14 protein-coding genes are annotated in these 17564 nt (G+C 47.8%); 13 read left to right on the top strand and 1 reads right to left on the bottom strand.

Features of this window, described 5'->3' with window-relative positions; all coding sequences use genetic code 11:
• Window positions 1-109: 109 nt before the first annotated feature.
• The 12 genes from AB840_RS00825 to AB840_RS00775 all read left to right on the top strand — a co-directional run bounded on the left by AB840_RS00825 (window position 110) and on the right by AB840_RS00775 (window position 15078).
• Window positions 110-1444: an SLC5/6 family protein gene (locus tag AB840_RS00825; protein ID WP_078791715.1), complete on the top strand. Its 1335-nt coding sequence runs from the start codon at window positions 110-112 to the stop codon at window positions 1442-1444.
• Between the two features lie 31 nt (window positions 1445-1475).
• On the top strand, window positions 1476-2663 hold the full coding sequence (locus AB840_RS00820; protein WP_048512929.1) for a pyridoxal phosphate-dependent aminotransferase: 1188 nt from the start codon (window positions 1476-1478) through the stop codon (window positions 2661-2663).
• A gap of 25 nt (window positions 2664-2688) precedes the next feature.
• Window positions 2689-4029, top strand: coding sequence for an acetyl-CoA hydrolase/transferase family protein (locus tag AB840_RS00815; protein WP_048512928.1), 1341 nt, complete (start codon window positions 2689-2691; stop codon window positions 4027-4029).
• A gap of 213 nt (window positions 4030-4242) precedes the next feature.
• Window positions 4243-6207 carry a sigma-54-dependent Fis family transcriptional regulator gene (locus tag AB840_RS00810; RefSeq protein WP_048512927.1) on the top strand — a complete coding sequence of 655 codons (1965 nt, stop codon included), beginning with the start codon at window positions 4243-4245 and terminating at the stop codon, window positions 6205-6207.
• A gap of 250 nt (window positions 6208-6457) precedes the next feature.
• The gene (fucO, locus tag AB840_RS00805) at window positions 6458-7609 is read left to right on the top strand and encodes a lactaldehyde reductase (protein ID WP_048512926.1); all 1152 of its coding nucleotides are present in this window, start codon (window positions 6458-6460) and stop codon (window positions 7607-7609) included.
• Window positions 7610-7761: 152 nt separating this feature from the next.
• Window positions 7762-8925: a M20 family metallopeptidase gene (locus tag AB840_RS00800; RefSeq protein ID WP_200809930.1), complete on the top strand. Its 1164-nt coding sequence runs from the start codon at window positions 7762-7764 to the stop codon at window positions 8923-8925.
• Window positions 8926-8993: 68 nt separating this feature from the next.
• The gene (locus AB840_RS17480; protein WP_200809931.1) at window positions 8994-9134 is read left to right on the top strand and encodes a hypothetical protein; all 141 of its coding nucleotides are present in this window, start codon (window positions 8994-8996) and stop codon (window positions 9132-9134) included.
• Window positions 9107-9682, top strand: coding sequence for a B3/B4 domain-containing protein (locus AB840_RS00795; RefSeq protein ID WP_200809932.1), 576 nt, complete (start codon window positions 9107-9109; stop codon window positions 9680-9682). The genes AB840_RS17480 and AB840_RS00795 overlap by 28 nt, the downstream gene beginning before the upstream one ends.
• Before the next feature lie 192 nt (window positions 9683-9874).
• Window positions 9875-11158, top strand: a complete 1284-nt coding sequence (gene rpoN / locus AB840_RS00790) for an RNA polymerase factor sigma-54 (RefSeq protein WP_072061709.1) — start codon at window positions 9875-9877, stop codon at window positions 11156-11158.
• A gap of 115 nt (window positions 11159-11273) precedes the next feature.
• A complete protein-coding gene (locus tag AB840_RS00785; RefSeq protein WP_048512925.1) occupies window positions 11274-12620 on the top strand; it encodes an acetyl-CoA hydrolase/transferase family protein in 1347 nt (448 codons plus the stop codon).
• 116 nt (window positions 12621-12736) lie between these two features.
• On the top strand, window positions 12737-13810 hold the full coding sequence (locus tag AB840_RS00780) for a CdaR family transcriptional regulator (RefSeq protein WP_048512924.1): 1074 nt from the start codon (window positions 12737-12739) through the stop codon (window positions 13808-13810).
• Between the two features lie 119 nt (window positions 13811-13929).
• Window positions 13930-15078, top strand: a complete 1149-nt coding sequence (locus AB840_RS00775; protein ID WP_048512923.1) for a glycerate kinase family protein — start codon at window positions 13930-13932, stop codon at window positions 15076-15078.
• Window positions 15079-15155: 77 nt separating this feature from the next.
• Here AB840_RS00775 and AB840_RS00770 read toward each other — a convergent pair whose 3' ends face one another.
• Complete coding sequence (locus AB840_RS00770; RefSeq protein ID WP_048512922.1) at window positions 15156-16127, bottom strand: LysR family transcriptional regulator; 972 nt, start codon at window positions 16125-16127, stop codon at window positions 15156-15158.
• A 433-nt stretch (window positions 16128-16560) separates the two neighbouring features.
• Between AB840_RS00770 and AB840_RS00765 the strand changes: the two genes are divergently transcribed.
• Window positions 16561-17562, top strand: coding sequence for a beta/alpha barrel domain-containing protein (locus AB840_RS00765; RefSeq protein ID WP_048512921.1), 1002 nt, complete (start codon window positions 16561-16563; stop codon window positions 17560-17562).
• Window positions 17563-17564: the final 2 nt, after the last annotated feature.

Genomic DNA, 17564 nt, shown 5'->3' with positions numbered 1-17564 from the left:
GTTTTCCGCAAGACTGTTATTGCTGTGTATGCATCCTACTACCGTGATTTTATATAGCTGGCTATATACGGGGGAATACGGCGGTAGTTACATAAAGGAGGAACGCTTTATGCCATCAGAGTCTGTATCGTTTCCCGAACGTATATTGGGCCGGTCAAGTTCGAAATATGCCGAAAAGGCAGGTATGAGTGTGGCGGAATGGCGGGAAGCCACCCGTTTTACGGGTATTGACCTGGGCTGGATTATTATGTGCATCGGCATGTCCCTGGGCGCGGGCATCGTATTTTTGCCTATACAGGTGGGACTGTCGGGGCTGCTGATCTTTATCTTAGTCGCTGTTGTTGGCTATCCCATTGCCTATCAGCATCAAAAGTTATATTTAAACGTGCTGGCGGAAGCTCCGAAGTGTGAGGATTTTGCCGGTATTATTTCAGGATATTTAGGAAAAAACTGGGGATTTTTTCTGGGCATTCTTTATTTTGTGTTCACGACGATCCTGATTTTTCTCTATTCTACAGCTCTTACGAATGACAGCGCATCTTTTTTGGTTACGTTTGGCATAACAGATACGTTGCTGTCGACGAATATCTTTTATGGGCTGGCGATCATCTGCTGTCTGGTACTGGTGGCCTCACAGGGCGAAAAGCTGCTCATGAAGGTATCCTCCGGCATGGTATTTACCAAGGCCTTCGTAATCGCCGCGCTGGGCATCATGATGTTTCCTATGTGGAATATGGCCAATATCCTGATTCCGCCGGATGCTATGTACATCGTCAAGCAATTCATCATTATGCTGCCGTTTATAGCCATGTCGATTGAATTCTTTGTCGGACTGGGTCCTGTCGTTATTTATTTTCGTTCGCAGACGGAAAATAAAGTGGTGGCCCATTACCGGTCCATGCGGATTTATAATACGGCGTATTTTTTTCTGATCGGGCTTGTTATATTTTATACGGTGTCGTTCAATCTGGCCATCAATCACGGCCAGGCTGTACAGGCATATACCGCTAATATTTCTGCCCTGGCGTTGGCGGCCCAAAGCATGGACGGGGCGTTTATCAAGATATTTAATCTGATTTTAAATCTTTTTGCTGTCGTGACCGCGTATTTTGCTATGTTCCTCAGTTTTCGCGATGCTTGTATCGGCATTGTTGTAAACGTGCTCCGGCGTGTCATGCCTGAAGACAGGATCAATCGCCGTTTCATTACATACGGTATCAGCATATTCTGTATCCTTATTTGCTGGGGTGTCATCGTGTGCAATGCGCCGGTTCTGAGCTTTACGCCTATTCTGGGCTGTCTTATCGGCATTATTGCCTGTTTTTTGCCGGTGTGGCTGGTCATCAAGCTGGATATTTTCAAAAAATACAGGACGTGGCAGCTTATCCCGATCATTGCCATGGGCATCGTCTTGTTTATTTCGCCGTTTATCGCTTTTAGCTGATTTTACTGTATCCCGAAGGAGAGTGTGTAGTATGGCATCACAAGAAATGTATGCGCTGGGCTCGCAAAGCTCGGTTATTCGTGAATTATTTACATATGGGCAGCAGCAGGCTGCCATTGTCGGCAGGGAAAACGTTTTTGATTTCAGCATTGGCAATCCTACAGTGCCGGCGCCGGCCTGCATCCGGGAAGCGATTGAGGAAATCCTCGCAACCCGGGAATCCGCGGCCATCCATGGCTATACGGCAGCTTCGGGAGATGAAGCGGTGCGGCAGGGCCTGGCAGCGTATATGAATGAGACTTACGATGCCGGCGTAACGGCAGGTAATTTTTATATGACCTGCGGCGCTGCCGCATCCCTGACAATTACGCTGAAGGCGCTGGTGGAAGGCCCGGCTGATGAAATCGTCCTGCTGGCGCCATTTTTTCCGGAATACACCGTGTTCGTCGGCAACGCCGGGGCAAAAGTTGTTGTTGTGCCGCCGGATGTAGAACAGTTCCAGGTATCTCTGAACGCTTTGGAACAGGCGATGACAGCACATACGCGTGCTGTCATCGTCAACTCGCCGAATAATCCGTCCGGTACGGTCTATTCCGCCGAAACGTATGAAAAGGTGGCGGCCCTGCTGGGACGGAAGTCGGCAGAAATCGGTCATCCCATCTATCTGATTGCCGATGAACCTTATCGGGAGATCATTTATGACGGCCTGCCCATTCTCTACGTGCCGAAATTTTACAGCAACACGATCATCTGCTATTCTTACAGCAAGTCCCTTTCTCTGCCGGGTGAACGGATCGGGTATATTCTCATTCCCGGCTGCGCGGCGGCAAGCCGAGAGGTGTATACGGCCGTATGCGGCGCCGGGCGGGCCATGGGATTTGTCTGTGCTCCCCATTTGTTTCAGGATGTGGTTTTGAAATGTCTGGGCCAGACTTCCGATGTAGGCGTATATGATTTTAATCGGAAACTATTATATAATGAATTAAGTCAAATGGGCTATGAATGCGTGTATCCGAGCGGCGCCTTTTATCTTTTCGTAAAGTCGCCGGAGGCGGCTGCTGCGGCTTTTGCCGAAAAGGCCAAAAAACTCAATCTGCTCATCGTACCAGCCGACAGCTTTGGCTGTCCCGGCTATGTGCGCATTTCCTATTGTGTTGATCCAGACATGATCAAGAGGTCTTTTGGGGCATTCCGAAAATTGATAGAGCAGTACGTATAAAAAAAATTCAGAAAGAGGATGCATAATGAACGTGTATCAGGAATATAAAGAAAAACTGCGTACGGCAGAAGACGCTGTACAGATCGTCAAATCCGGCGATTGGGTCGATTATAGCCAGTGCTGCTCGTATCCGGCAGCGCTGGATGCGGCGCTGGCCAAGCGCCGGGATGAGCTGCAGGACATTAACGTATATAATGCTATTTCATGCCGCCCCGTGCAGGTGCTGGAACAGGATCAGGAGAATAAGACGTTTACCTATAATTTATGGCATTGCTCGGGGATCGACCGGCAATATCTGGATCAGGGACGGGCCTTTCATTCGCCGATGCTGTTTCGCGACTGCGGTTCTTACTATGCTAAGGGCGCGGTAAAGGTCAATGTGGCCATGGTTACCGTGGCACCCATGGATAAGCACGGCTGTTTTTCCTTCGGACTGACCAATAGCTGCCAGCAGGAGATGCTGGATACGGCAGACCATATTATTTTGGAGGTAAATCCGGGCATGCCGGTTATTTACGGCATGGCCAATGACCATATCCATATTTCTGAGGTGGACTGTGTGGTGGAAAGCGATGAAAAAATCAATACGGCGCCCAGCCGGGGTGCCAGCAGTATCGACCGTCAGATTGCAGCGCAGATATTTCCGTATCTGCACGATGGCATGACCCTGCAGCTGGGCATCGGCGGCATGCCAAACGCGCTGGGCGTATTGATCGCCGCATCGGATTTGAAGGATCTGGGCATGCACACAGAACTCATGAGCGACGGATACCTGAATCTGTATGAGTCAGGCAAGATTACCAATCGAAAAAAAAAGCTGCAGCGCGGCAAGGGCGTCTTTTCTATTTGCATGGGTTCCAAGGCGCTGTATGAATTTTTGGATCATAATCAGGATATTTTATCGGCGCCGATGAAATATGTCAATCATCCTGAAACGATACGTCAGCTCGATGATTTTATTTCCATCAACAGCTGCATTGCCATGGATTTGTATGGACAGGTCTGCTCAGAGTCGGCAGGAATACGGCAGATTAGCGGTACGGGCGGACAGCTGGATTTTGTGACCGGAACCTATATGGCGGAGCATGGCCGGGCCTTTCTGGCTATGCCGTCAGCGTATCGGGATCGGGAGGGACGGCTTCATTCCAATATTCTGCCCCGGTTTACGCAGGGTGATATTATTACGACGCCGAGAACACAGGCCCCATACATGGTCACAGAGTATGGCGTGGCGAATCTGTCCGGCCTTTCTTCGTGGCAGCGGGCAGAGGCGATCATCCATATCGCTCATCCTGATTTCCGGGAATCGCTTATCCAGGCCGCAGAAACACAGCGGATCTGGCGCCGGTCCCAGAAACGGGTATAAAGCATTGGGCGGTACTTTTGCCGGGCCACAAAAAATCCGCTGATTTGGGATGCAGTGTCGGCGCTTGTTTGACGCATGGTCCGTCTTCCCCATGCCGCTGGCGCAGCGGATGGCAGTTGAATATTTTCTGCAGAACGGTTAGAATGGCTATAAAGCATATACTGACCGTTCTTTTTTTGTGTGGAAACTGGGATATGATGCGGAGGGAAGGCCATGAATACGGAAGAGGCAAGAAGGATATGGGAGCGTTTTATGACGGAAGGCATCTTGGATGATCGCATGCAGCCTGTCGTGGCCCGGTCATGGAAAAAATGCCGGGAGTTCGGCGTTGATCCATACAGCAGCGGCGGTACGCAGGTTGGTGATGATATATTTCAGGACGTGCTGCGGAAAAATAAGGTCCTCATGCATGTAGCCGGCCCGGTCATGCAGAGTGTATATAAAATCATTAAGGAGTCCCACTTTCTGCTGGCGCTGGCTGATCGAAACGGTTATGTTCTTCGTACAATCGGCGATGATGCGATCATTCAGCGGTCGGAGAATATATTGCTTCGCCGCGGCTCCGTATGGAGCAATACCGGTGTCGGCAGCAATGCACCGGGAATTGCGCTGGAATATAACATGCCTATCCAAATGAACGGGGCCGAGCATTATTGTCTTTCCCAGCATACATGGACCTGTTCGGCGGCGCCTATTCATGGTGTCAACGGCAGCGTTATTGGATGCTTGGACCTGTCCGGCAGCGTGGAGGCGGCCCATCCGCATACGCTGGCGTTGGTAGTGGCCTGTGCGTTTAGTATCGAAAGCATGCTGGCCAGCTATCATCAGACTTTGATCATGCGCTCTGCTGCCAATGGTTTGCATGAAGCGATTTTGCTTTTGGATGAAACCTTTCATCTGCGCTGGAGCAACTACACGGCCAAAAAAGAGCTGGCTATTTCCCTGCCGCATATGGCGCAGGTCGATTTTCGCCAGGTTATGCCCAATGTGGATTGGGCGGCGGTATTGATAGAGAAAGAGGATAACGCGCCGACGTATGTCGACGACATGCGGTTTGTCCTGAATGGGCGGGTACGGCGCTTCAGCGCAACCATTTCCTGTACCGCCGATGCGACCGGCAGGACGATTACCATCATTCTGCGGAAGCAGGAGCATTTTATCCGGTCTGTCAACCGGGTATCGGGGAATCAGGCTATTTATACATTTGACAGTATTTTTGCGGCGGATCCGGTGATGAGGCAGGTTGTCGGACAGGCTCGTCAATATGCCCGCTATGACGGCAGCGTGCTTATAGAGGGTGAAAGCGGTACGGGAAAGGAGCTGTTTGCGCAGGCTATCCATACGGGGAGTCATCGTGCCGGCGGGCCTTTTGTCGCTGTCAACTGCGCATCCTTGCCCCGCGACCTGATCGAGAGCGAATTATTTGGTTATGAAAAGGGCGCGTTTACCGGTGCTTTGAAGGAAGGAAATCCCGGAAAATTTGAATTGGCTAATTACGGTACGCTGTTTTTGGATGAGATCGGTGAAATGCCCATGGAGTTTCAGGCGAAATTGCTGCGGGCTGTGGAAACGCTGCGGATCCGGCGCATTGGCGGCAAGGAGGAAAAAAAGCTGGATGTACGGGTGATTGCGGCGACAAACCGTAATCTGAAGCGGCAGGTCCGCCTCGGTTCTTTCCGGGGAGATTTGTATTATAGACTGAACGTGCTGAAGCTGGATATTCCGCCGCTGCGGGAGCGGCCGGCAGATATTCAGTATTGTGCCCGCCTCTTTTTGGAACGTTTTAATGAGCGTTATCCGGCACAGCGCAAGACGCTGTCTCCGGATAGTTTGAGTCGCCTGACATGCTATGATTGGCCGGGAAATGTAAGGGAGCTGCAGAACTGTATAGAACGGGCATTTTATATGAGCGGCGGCCCGGTTATTTCAAAGCAGGTTTTTCGTGATATGCTGGAGGATGCGGCGACCCGGACACATGAGGCGGCGCCTTCGTATGTTCGAACGGGGACGAATGCCTCTTCTTCCGAAGGCGAGCAATGTCTCCTGGCTTTGGAAAAAACAGGCGGCAGCGTCAATGCGGCCGCTGCCAGTATAGGCGTAAGCCGGGCAACCTTTTACCGTCTCTGCCGGACCTACGGGATAGAGCCTAAAAAAATAAGGCGCAGTTTAAAGTTATGAATGTCTCAAAAATATTACAATGTGAGATAAATGAGATTTTATTTTGAGATAAATGACACAAATAAGCATCATATGATAAGATAAATAGAAAAACAGAGAAAATAAATAAAGAGAGAAATGGTATTATGAAGCCCATTCTCTCTTTATTTATTGATTTTCAAAAATCTTTTTACTATTTTTTCAATAATTGGCATGAATTTTTCATATATATTGTCATAATGATATATAATTAAGGAGGAGACAGTACATTATGGCAAATAAAATCACGTTAAATGAAACGTCTTATTTTGGTAAAGGAGCGATCAATGAAATCGTTACGGAAATCAGAGGACGAAATTGCAAGCATGTTGTCGTTGTTACGGATCAGGACTTGATGAAATTTAAAGTTGCGACGAAAATTACGGAGCTTTTAGATCAGGCTGGGATTCCCTATGTAGTATATGATCGAATTAAGCCGAATCCGACAATCAAAAATGTACAGGATGGGGTATTCTTTTGTAAAGAACATGAGGCGGATATTCTCGTTGCAGTCGGCGGCGGCGGCGCCATGGATACGTGTAAAGCGATTGGTATTATCCTGACAAATCCAGAGTTTGCCGATGTACGCAGTCTGGAAGGGGCATCGCCGACGAAAAATAAATGTACACCGATTATTGCCGTTTCTACGACTAGCGGTACGGCGGCAGAGGTTACGATCAACTATGTCATCACGGATCCGGAAAAGCATCGTAAATTTGTCTGCTGTGATCCGCATGATATTCCCGTTGTCGCGGTTATCGATCCTGATATGGTTGCGTTAATGCCGCGGAGTCTCTGCGCCGCTACCGGTATGGATGCTCTCGTACATGCTATTGAAGGCTATATTACCCGAAATGCCTGGGAATTGACAGATATGATGCATTTGAAGGCGATTGAAATTATCAGCAAATGGCTGCGTAAATCTGTTGACGGAGATATGAAGGCCCGTGAAGAAATGGCGCTTGGTCAGTATATTGCCGGCATGGGTTTTTCTAATGTCGGACTTGGTATTGATCACTCCATGGCTCATCCGCTCAGCGCTTTTTATGATATTCCCCATGGCGTGGCCTGCGCGATCCTGCTTGCTCCCGTGCTGACTTTCAATGCGGAAGCGACGGGTGCGCGATATCGTGAAATTGCCCGTGCCATGGGTGTACAGGGAGTAGATGCCATGAATCAGGAAGAATACCGCAAGGCATGCATCGATGCGGTTCAGACGTTAGCTGATGATGTCAAGATTCCCCGCCGGTTAAGTGAATTGGGTGTTCAGGAAAAGGATATTGATTTCCTGGCTGATTCAGCTATGGCTGATGCCTGCACACCGGGCAATCCCCGTGATGCCGGCAAAGAGCAAATTGTTGCAATCTACAAGTCCATTCTTTGATAAGGCAAGGCAGCAGCTTGCTGCCGTTTAAAATAGGCCGCCGTCCGGATACAGAACCCACCTGTACCGGACGGCGGCTTTTAGAATAAAGGGGATTGGTTCTTTGATGTCAGAATGGTACAATAAGACCATATAAAAAAGGGGGAATACGTATGGATACGATGAAGAGGGTCATTGCTTCGTACATAAACGGGCATCACGAAGAAATGCTGGCATTATGGGAACGGCTGGTCAGTATTGAAAGCGGCTCTGCAGACAAGGCCGGTGTCGACGCGGTGGCTGCCGCCGTTCAGGCAGAGATGGAAGCCGCTGGTGCCCGGGCCGCAGTTATTACTATGAAACAGGCCGGCAATATGGTGATGGCGGTGTTGAATGACCAAGCTGCAGAGGCTCCGGTCATACTGCTGGGACATATGGATACGGTCTTTCCCAGCGGGACGCTGGCAGCCCGGCCATTTACGATCCGCGGTGATAAGGCCTACGGTCCCGGGGTTCTCGATATGAAAGGCGGTATCGTTGTCGCCATATTTGCCATGAAGGCATTGCAGGCGGCCAGTTATAGAAAACGGCCGGTCAAACTGATTCTGGCTGGTGATGAAGAGGTGGGGCATCGTAATTCCCGGGCAGCAGACCGAATTGTTAAAGAGACTCGCGGGGCCCGGGCAGCTTTTAATTGTGAAACGGGATTTCTTGATAATGCTCTCGTCGTGCAGCGCAAGGGATCCTTGGTTTTTCAATTGGATGTGGAGGGCGTTGCCGTGCATGCGGGTAATGAACCGGAAAAAGGGCGCAGCGCTATTCTGGAAATTGCCCATAAGGTGATCGATATTCAGAATTTGACGGATTGGAAACGAGGTACGACGTACAATGTTGGTACGATTTGCGGTGGTACGGTGGTCAATGCCGTACCGGGGCATGCATCTGTGCAGATTGATGTCCGCTATCTTGAACCGTCTGACCGGGAAATCATCAGAGGACGCCTCCAGGCAGTCACTGCAGCGCAATATGTGACAGATACGAAGTCAGAGCTGACGGAGCTGGCCGGCTTTTTGCCGATGAAACGGACGGAGGCTGCGGAGCAGCTGTTTGCTGTCGTTAAACGAACCTATACGGAACTGGGATTGGCAGAACCCTATGCGCAGATGGTTGGCGGCGGTTCAGATTCGGCCTATACGGTATTGGCTGGGGTCCCCACCGTTTGTGCGATGGGTGTCACGGGTGGCAGAAATCACAGTCCGCAGGAATATGCTGTCGTAGATTCATTATTTGAACGGGCACAGGTATTAGCCGCGGCAATTCTCAATCTCGACGCATAGCGGCGTTTTTGGTTTCGGCAGGCCGGTCGGGGTATATGGGGGAATTTGTTTTTAAAGGAGCCCGCAGTATGAAATATAAGGTTGAACAGCATGTCTTTGATGCGCTTCCGACGTTGTATATCGGCGTAGTGGCAGCCCAAGGGACAGACAATGGACGTGATTATTTGCAGCCGGCTGCGCTTTGGGACAGGCATGTTTTTCGCAGGTAAATGTAAGGCTGGTGCCGGAAATCGTGCCGTATCGTGAAGCTTTTCGGGCCCAGGATCTGAATCCCAATCGAATTCCCTGCTCGGCAGAGACCATGTTTTCCCGTATCAGCAGGGGAAAGGATATGCCGCGAATCAATCCGTTGGTTGATTTGAATAACGCCCTTTCTCTAAACTATGTTATTCCTATGGGAACGCAGGATCTGGGTTGTTCTTCAGAAGATATTGATATGCGGTATGCTCTTCCCGGAGATATCTTTGTGCCGTTTGGCGGCGAGGGAACGGAGACGCTGGACCCGGGAGAAATTGTATATGTTGCCGGTCATGAAGTACGCACGCGCCGCTGGACCTGGCGGCAGAGTGAATATGGAAAAATAACGGCAGATACGTCGCATGTGTTTTTCCCTATTGATGGATTTACGGATGTAAATCAGGAGCAGGTAGACCCGATCCGGGCGGAATTGGCAGAGCACCTGCAGGGTATGTTTCACTGCCAGGTGATAACCGGTTTTGTGGACAGGGATCATCCCATATGCAATCTGGACATGTAGCACGTACACGCCTATACGCCGGAAGGCCGTATGGGCGTTTTTTTATAACGGCAGAACGTGCATGTATTGAAAAATAATATAGAAGAACCTTGAGCCATGCCAAATATTCACATTGTCAAAAAAATATTTCAATATGTGAAGGATCATGATAGACTTTACATATTGAATACGTTTTTACGGCGAGGTTTTTTTATGGTAAAAGTAGCGTTAAAATTAGAACAAAAACTTAAATTATCGCAGATGCAGCGTCTGACCATACAGATGATGAGCTTGCGCGGGCAGGATCTGCAGGATTTTCTCCACGAGCAGGTGACGGAAAACCCCCTTTTGGATATACGATATCCCGATGTTCGGCCGTCAGGAAGCGGACAAGAGAAACCGATTGATAATATCCGCAGCCATGGGGAATCGGTGGAGGAAGCCTTGATGAAGCAGCTGCGCGTGCAGATGCAGCCCAAAGCGATATTGATGGCTGCGGGCTTGGTGATTCAGTCTTTGGATGAAAAAGGATTTTTTAAAGGAGAACTGTCCGAAGCGGGGAGTGAATATGGCCTGGGATCGGAGGATATGGAGCAAGGCCTGCGTCTTGTTCAAACTTTTGACCCGCCCGGGATCGGCGCTCGTACAATACAGGAGGCACTCCTTATTCAGACACGGCGCAGATCCGATGCACCGGCAGGCGCTGCCATACTGCTGCAGGAGCATTATGAGGATTTTCTTCATGGCAGATGGCAGCGGGTACAAACGGAGATGAATCTTACTGCGGCAGAACTGCAGCATATCTGCCGTTTTTTGAAAAAGCTTTCCTTGCAGCCGGCACCGCAGGCAGCGGCAGATTGCGCCTACGTCCGAGCCGATGTTGAAATTTACCGAGATGATATGGGACAGTTGATGGTTCGGTCGCTGGAGGAACTGCCGGAGGTCTTTTTTCGCGAAGATTTGTATGCGAACTATAACAAAGAAGGGGATATAGGTACACGTCGCTTTATTCGCCGGTCCAAGCGGCAGTTTTTAGATTTACGGACGGCTTTGGCATTTCGCTGGCAATCTATATTCACCGTTATGAAGTATATTATTTTGTGGCAGCAGGATTATTTTCGGGACGGCAGGGAATTACGGCCTCTGACGCAGCAGGCGATTGCTGATGGTACAGGACTCAGTACGGCGACGGTAAGCCGGGTATGCCGGGATCGGTATGCTATGTTTGGCCGGCATATTTACGCGGTACAGACTTTTTTGGCGCATGGCTATCGCCGTGATGCGGGAAGTGACGGCAGTATTTCTGATAAGGCAATTATGAAACAAATGACAGCTTTCATACAGCATGAGGATATACAGCACCCTTGGTCGGATCAGCAGATTACAGAGCATCTCCGGCAGAGAGGAATTCATATTGCCAGACGGACGGTTACGAAATTTAGACTGAAAATGAATATTCCCAACAGCAGTATGAGAAAAAGAATGAAAAGTTGGTGAAATTTTTCTCTTTCTTAATCAAATATTATTGCATGGGTATCCATAAAGTTCTATACTATATGTATGTAATTCAAGCAACTGTACAGATAAAAAGTATTGAAGGAGGAACGAAAAAATGTACAAAATTTCACAAATACCAGACGCGTATAAGGAAAAATGTATTACGGCTGATCAGGCAGCCGGCCTCGTCAAGGATGGGGAACGAATTTCTTATGGTCTTGGCTGTTCGGCTCCCTATGATATTGATATTTCCCTGGGTAAACGGATCAAGGAACTAAAGGGTCTGGAAATTCTGGGGACAACGGTTGTAAAAGATGAACCGTACGCAGCGTATTTGGAAAGCGATTCCAATGAACAGGTCCGCTTTGCCTCGGCGCACATGAATGGGTTTGATAGAAAAATGAATAAAAATGGCCGCTGCTGGTTTATTCCGATACTGTTTAACGAATTGCCAAAATACTGGGAAGCTATTGATAAGCTGATTATTCAGGTGCATCCTATGGATGCCTGGGGGAATTTTAACCTGGGCCCGCAGGCTTCAGACCTGCGCGGGCTGCTTAGAGCCTCCAGGGAAGTAATTGTTGAAGTCAATCAGAATATGCCGATGGCCTTGGGCTATGAAACAGAACTTAATCTTGCTGATGTTGACTACATTGTTGAAGGCTCGAATCATCAAATGCCGCAGATTCCGAATAAGGCAGCAACTAAGGTCGATAATCAAATTGCCGATATCGTTGTAGGGATGATCGAAAATGGCAGCACCCTTCAGCTGGGTATCGGCGGGCTTCCTTCGGCCATTGGCAAGAAGCTGGCAGAATCAGATATTCAGGATTTGAGCGGTCACACGGAAATGCTTGTCGATTCGTATGTTGATCTGTACGAAGCGGGCAAGTTCACGGGTAATAAGAAGCGTGATAAGGGCAAGATCATGTATGCTTTTGCCGGCGGCACACAGCGGCTGTATGATTTTATCGACAATAACCAGATCGTGTTTAATGCCCCGGTCAGCTATATTAATAATATCGGCGTTGTAGCCAGTATTGATAAATTTATATCTATCAACAGCTGTATCAATCTGGATTTATTTGGGCAGGTCAATGCGGAAACCGCAGGGTATCAGCAGATCAGCGGTACAGGCGGCCAGCTCGATTTTGCCCAGGGAGCGTATGCTTCCAATGGCGGCAAGAGTTTTATTTGCATTCATTCGACGCGTACAATGAAGGACGGTTCTGTGGCATCCCTCATTGTACCTACCTTACCGACTGGCTCTGTTATTACGACACCGCGTTCGGCTGTACATTATATTGTTACGGAATATGGAGCGGCCATGCTTAAAGGGAAGTCTACATGGGAACGGGCTGAAGCGCTTATTAATATTGCCCATCCTGATTTCCGGGAAGAGCTGATCAAACAGGCGGAAAAGATGGGGATTTGGACCAAGACCAGTAAGGTGTCCGGCTGATACGCTGCCGGTGCAGCCTGGCAGTAAGGGCAGGGTACGGTGATAGCCATCGTGCCCTTTCTTTGTTTATACGGGCAGTATACGGATAGGCTGCTTTGGTTTTTAGGAGAGATGTCATGATCAAGATCAATATGGATTTTGCCCAGCAAATTGTAGATTCTGCCAAGACAATTGTAGGATGGAATGTAAATTTTATTGACCCGCAGGGTATTATTTTAGCCAGTACCGATGAAAAGCGTATTGGCACCTACCATGAAGCCGGCCATATTGCCGCACGGACCCGGCAGGTACAGACGGTTCATTCGAATACGGAATTTAAAGGGGCCAACTGCGGCATCAATTATCCTGTTACTATGAATGGGCAGGTTTCCGGGGTTATTGGCATTACAGGAGAGCCGTCTGTCGTTGGGCAGTATGGCTTTTTACTGACGAAAATCTGCGAAGTTTTTTTACGCGAATACTGGCTGAAGCAGGAATCCTTCAATGAACAGGAACGACGCAGCCGTCTGGTCATGGCGTTGATTTATCATGATGCCGACGGTGTCAGCCAAATTCTTGGTGATACGGACGAATTGTCGGGAACGATATATACGGCAGTCAGCTTTTGTATGGATTGTCATGGCAGCGGTCTGGCTCAGGAACAGATCGAAAAAGGACTGATTGAAGATATGCGGGTTCTGGGAATTCATTTTTATACGTGTATATATCCGAATACCCTGGTATGTCTGGTACCCAAGCCGATGTACAAAACATGGGAAAAACGGTTGTCATTATGGGAAAAACGGTTTTCTCCATCCCTGGCAGTGGGAATTGGCACATGGGAATCGGTATACCATATTCACTATTCCTATCGTTTTTCTAAAACGGCATTGAAATATGCTGAAACACATGGCATATTTTGTATGCGTGCAGAGAATATGAATTTAGAGCTGCTGCTGCAAAGTTTGGATCATCAGGTACGGCGTCAGTATAAAGAACGGGTATGTGCGGCCATTGATGATGAGGAATTAGAATTGCTGCGGGCGTATTACCGCCATGAAATGTCCATACAAGAGACGGCTGAGGAATTGCTGATTCATAAAAACACATTGCAATATCGTTTGAAAAGGATACAAGAAAAGACCGGCCTGGATCCGCGAAAGTTCAGCGATGCTGTCGTTTTATATATTGCTGGTTGTTTGGAAGCTTGAATTGTTCTTTGGAATAAAAAAATAATGTCTATTTTGTTTCGAAAAACATAGAAGACTGTGCTTGTATTTGCTACACTATATTTATAGAATACCTTTTTATACGTGCAGGAGATGAGACTATGAAGGTAGTAGTAGCGATTGATTCATTGAAAGACAGCTTGACCTCCTTTGAAGCAGGAAAAGCGATTGAGGAAGGTGTCCGTAAAGCCTATGGACACCTTCCTGTCGATATTGTTGTGAAGCCGTTGGCAGATGGCGGGGAAGGTACGGTGAATGCTTTGGTGGAAGGGCTTCATGGTGAGCTGCGGCAAGCAGAGGTCCATGGGCCGCTGGACGAACGCGTGTGCTGTCCGTATGGATATCTCAGAGAATCTCGGACGGCGGTTATTGAAATGGCCGGCGCGGCAGGGCTGGGACTTGTACCGGAGAAATTGAGAAATCCGCTGAACACGACGACTTACGGTGTCGGGGAGGTCATTTCTCAAGCGATGGCACAGGGCGTGCGGAATTTTATTGTCGGCATTGGCGGCAGCGCAACTAGTGACTGCGGCATCGGCATGCTTCAGGCTCTGGGATACATATTTTCCGATGCGGATGGACATCCTGTGGGCTTGGGCGGCAGAGAGGCGGGACGCATTGCGGCAATAGATGATTCCCAGGTGCTGCCGGCAATTCATGAATGTGTGTTTAATATTGCTTGTGATGTTACCAATCCATTGTTTGGCAGGCAGGGAGCGGCATATATTTTCGGACCGCAGAAGGGCGCGGTACCGGAGATTGTTGAGACCCTAGATAAAGGCAGCCGGTCTTTTGCGGCAGTGACTGCCGCGTATTTAGGAAAAGATGTCAGTCAAACGGCCGGGGCGGGTGCTGCAGGCGGCTTGGGTTTTGCTTTTCTGGCATATTTAAATGGGAATCTTCGTTCAGGAATCCAAATCGTATTGGATTCCATTCATTTGGCAGAGGCCATCAAGGACGCAGATTACGTCGTCACCGGGGAAGGCCGCCTGGATGCGCAGACGGCTATGGGCAAGGCGCCTATCGGTGTGGCTAAATTGGCAAAGCAATATAAGGCGAAGGTGATTGCGCTGGCCGGCTGCACGACTGAGGATGCCATAGATTGCAACCGTCAGGGAATTGATGCGTTCTTCTCCATTGTCGACACGGCAATGCCCCTGAAGGAGGCCATGAATAAAGAAAATGCCTTGCGTAATATGACCAATACGGCGACTCAGGTTTTTAATCTCATCCGGGTTGCCGAGACATAGGATACCATATAGGCAAACAGTATTGTTATAATAGAAAAGCTGAAAAAGACTCTCTGGAAATGTCTTTTTCAGCTTTTTTATTTTTCCCTATCAAATTCATGGATAAATGCCTTATAAGAATGGAGCTTGCGGTCTTCCGTATAAAAATCATTCAGCATATCTTTTATAGAGTGTTCCTTTCTGCGGATATACTGCATGACACGCCTTTTAAATAGCACCATGGGCAACCGTTTGATTTGCTCGGTGAGTCCGTTTGTTATCATGTATAAATTTCGTGATGGCGTATCCAGACCCAGCTTTGAAATACAGCATTCCGAGGTTTTATATAATTGAATGCAGACGCTGTAAGGAGCTATAAACCAAAAAGTATCGTCCAAAAGATCCAGGGCGACTTTAGCGGAATCCACTATGAATTTAGGTGTACCGCTGGGAGGGAAAAAACGGTTATGCCATTGCAGATAATCATGTCCCCAATTAATGAAGATTTGATTTTCCGTATCTAAATCGATGGGAAACAATGTGCTGTTATCGTTTATCTTGTGGCGGCTGACTACCATCAGTTTTTCAGAATGAATTTCTTTGACCCGTGTCCCCGAAAGAATTTGTTCTCCCAGCGGGAATCCGATATCAATCATATTCATTTTTACCTGATCGTATATTTCTTGCGTATGAAGCGTTTTAACGGTGAGGTGCCAGTCTAGTGGATCGTGCTTCAGTTCGTTATAGAAATCAGAAAATAAATAGTTGTTGACACTATCTACCAGGCCAATGGATAATTCCAGAGAGCGAGGACGCTTCTGAAAGGCATCCATATCGTGATTCAAACGAAGCCAGCTTTGTGCTAGCGGCAGAAAATTTTTTCCGGACAGGGTTAGCTCAGTTTGTTTTGACCCTTTGTTGCGGACTACGAGTTTCACGCCCAGCCTGTCTTCTAATTGCGTAATACGATGGCTTACGGTGGCTTGTGATACGTATAGCAAAGCGGCACTTTTGGTGATGTTTTTTGCATTTGCTACGACGGCAAAGGTTTCTATCAATTCGCTGTTCATGGTGTCACCTCTTTTTATATATCATATATCTTGATATATAAAAACGCAAATATATAACATATTAATAATTAGAATAACAGCTGATTGTAAAAAAAAGAAAAAACGACCGCAATTGTTTCAGTCATAAAAAAATGATGTAAAAAACGCATACATAAATAAAAAGATACTGTAAAAAGTAATTTTTGGCATATGGTTACAATAATGTATTATGCATTTTTGTTTATATATAATGTTGTATTTCTGATACGTATTCCTCTATCGTATGCTGTTCCATGTCACAATTAAATTATCTATTATATTAATAAATAGGAATGAATATATTTGTTTTTATTTTAATTTATTCGATGCTATGATTACAGCATACGATACGTATCCTATAAAAACATAAATAAAATAATAATATCGCATATAAGTGTAATGGGAGGAATACAGCATGGAAATTATGGATTGTACATTGCGGGATGGCGCTAATATTGTGGGTGCCGGCTTTTCAGCGGACATTACCCGGATGGTGCTGGAAGGATTGATAGATAGTCATATTAAGACGATAGAAATGGGACATTGCACCGGACTGGGGTCATTGAAAGCAGGTGGAAAGCCATGCCCTGTTACAGATGAAGAGTATCTGGATTGTGTTCAGCCATATGTACAACAGGCACATATCGGCATGTTTCAAGCAGCCGAAAATATTGATGAGGAATTGGCAGCCTTAGCAGCCTCCAAAGGATTAAGTTTTCTTCGGGTTGGAGCGAATGCCGGTGACGGAAACAAAGCGAAACGTGCTGTCCAGATTGTTCGTGATGCCGGGTTGGAAGCCAAATACAGCTTGATGAAGGCCTATGTTTGTACGCCCGATGCCTTGGCAGAGGAAGCGTGTCTGCTTGAACACATCGGTGTACAGTCTATTACGATTATGGACTCTGCCGGATATATGTTCCCAGAACAGGCTGCCGCGTATACCCGGAAGGTCGTCGGGGCCGTATCAATTCCAGTAGGATTTCATGGGCACAGTAATCTGGGACTGGCTATGGCCAATGGTTTGGCAGCGATGCAGGCAGGGGCTTCATATATTGATTGCGGTCTCATGGGTATGGCACGCAGCGCCGGTAATATTACCACAGAAGGAGCGATAGCGATTTTGCGTCGTAAAGGAACCGCGCTGGGATATGATTTTTACAAACTGCTCAGGTTTATTGAGCAGACATTAATGCCGGCTATGGAACAAAAAGGATATCATAATCCAGTCAAGCCACTGGATCTTATTCTGGGATATTCCGGCTGTCATTCCAGCTTTGTTCCCCTGTATCAAAAGATAGCCGCGGAAAAGCATGTTAATCCTTACGAATTAATTGTGGAAACATCAGCCCAAAACCAGAAAAACCCAACAAAAGAATTGATAGAAGAGGTTGCGGATACGCTGTGTGCAGAGAGGTAACG

This window comes from Megasphaera cerevisiae DSM 20462, from assembly GCF_001045675.1.
GTDB lineage: Bacteria > Bacillota > Negativicutes > Veillonellales > Megasphaeraceae > Megasphaera > Megasphaera cerevisiae.
Note: the sequence above shows the minus strand (reverse complement) of the source record. Positions and strands in the feature narration are given on the sequence as shown.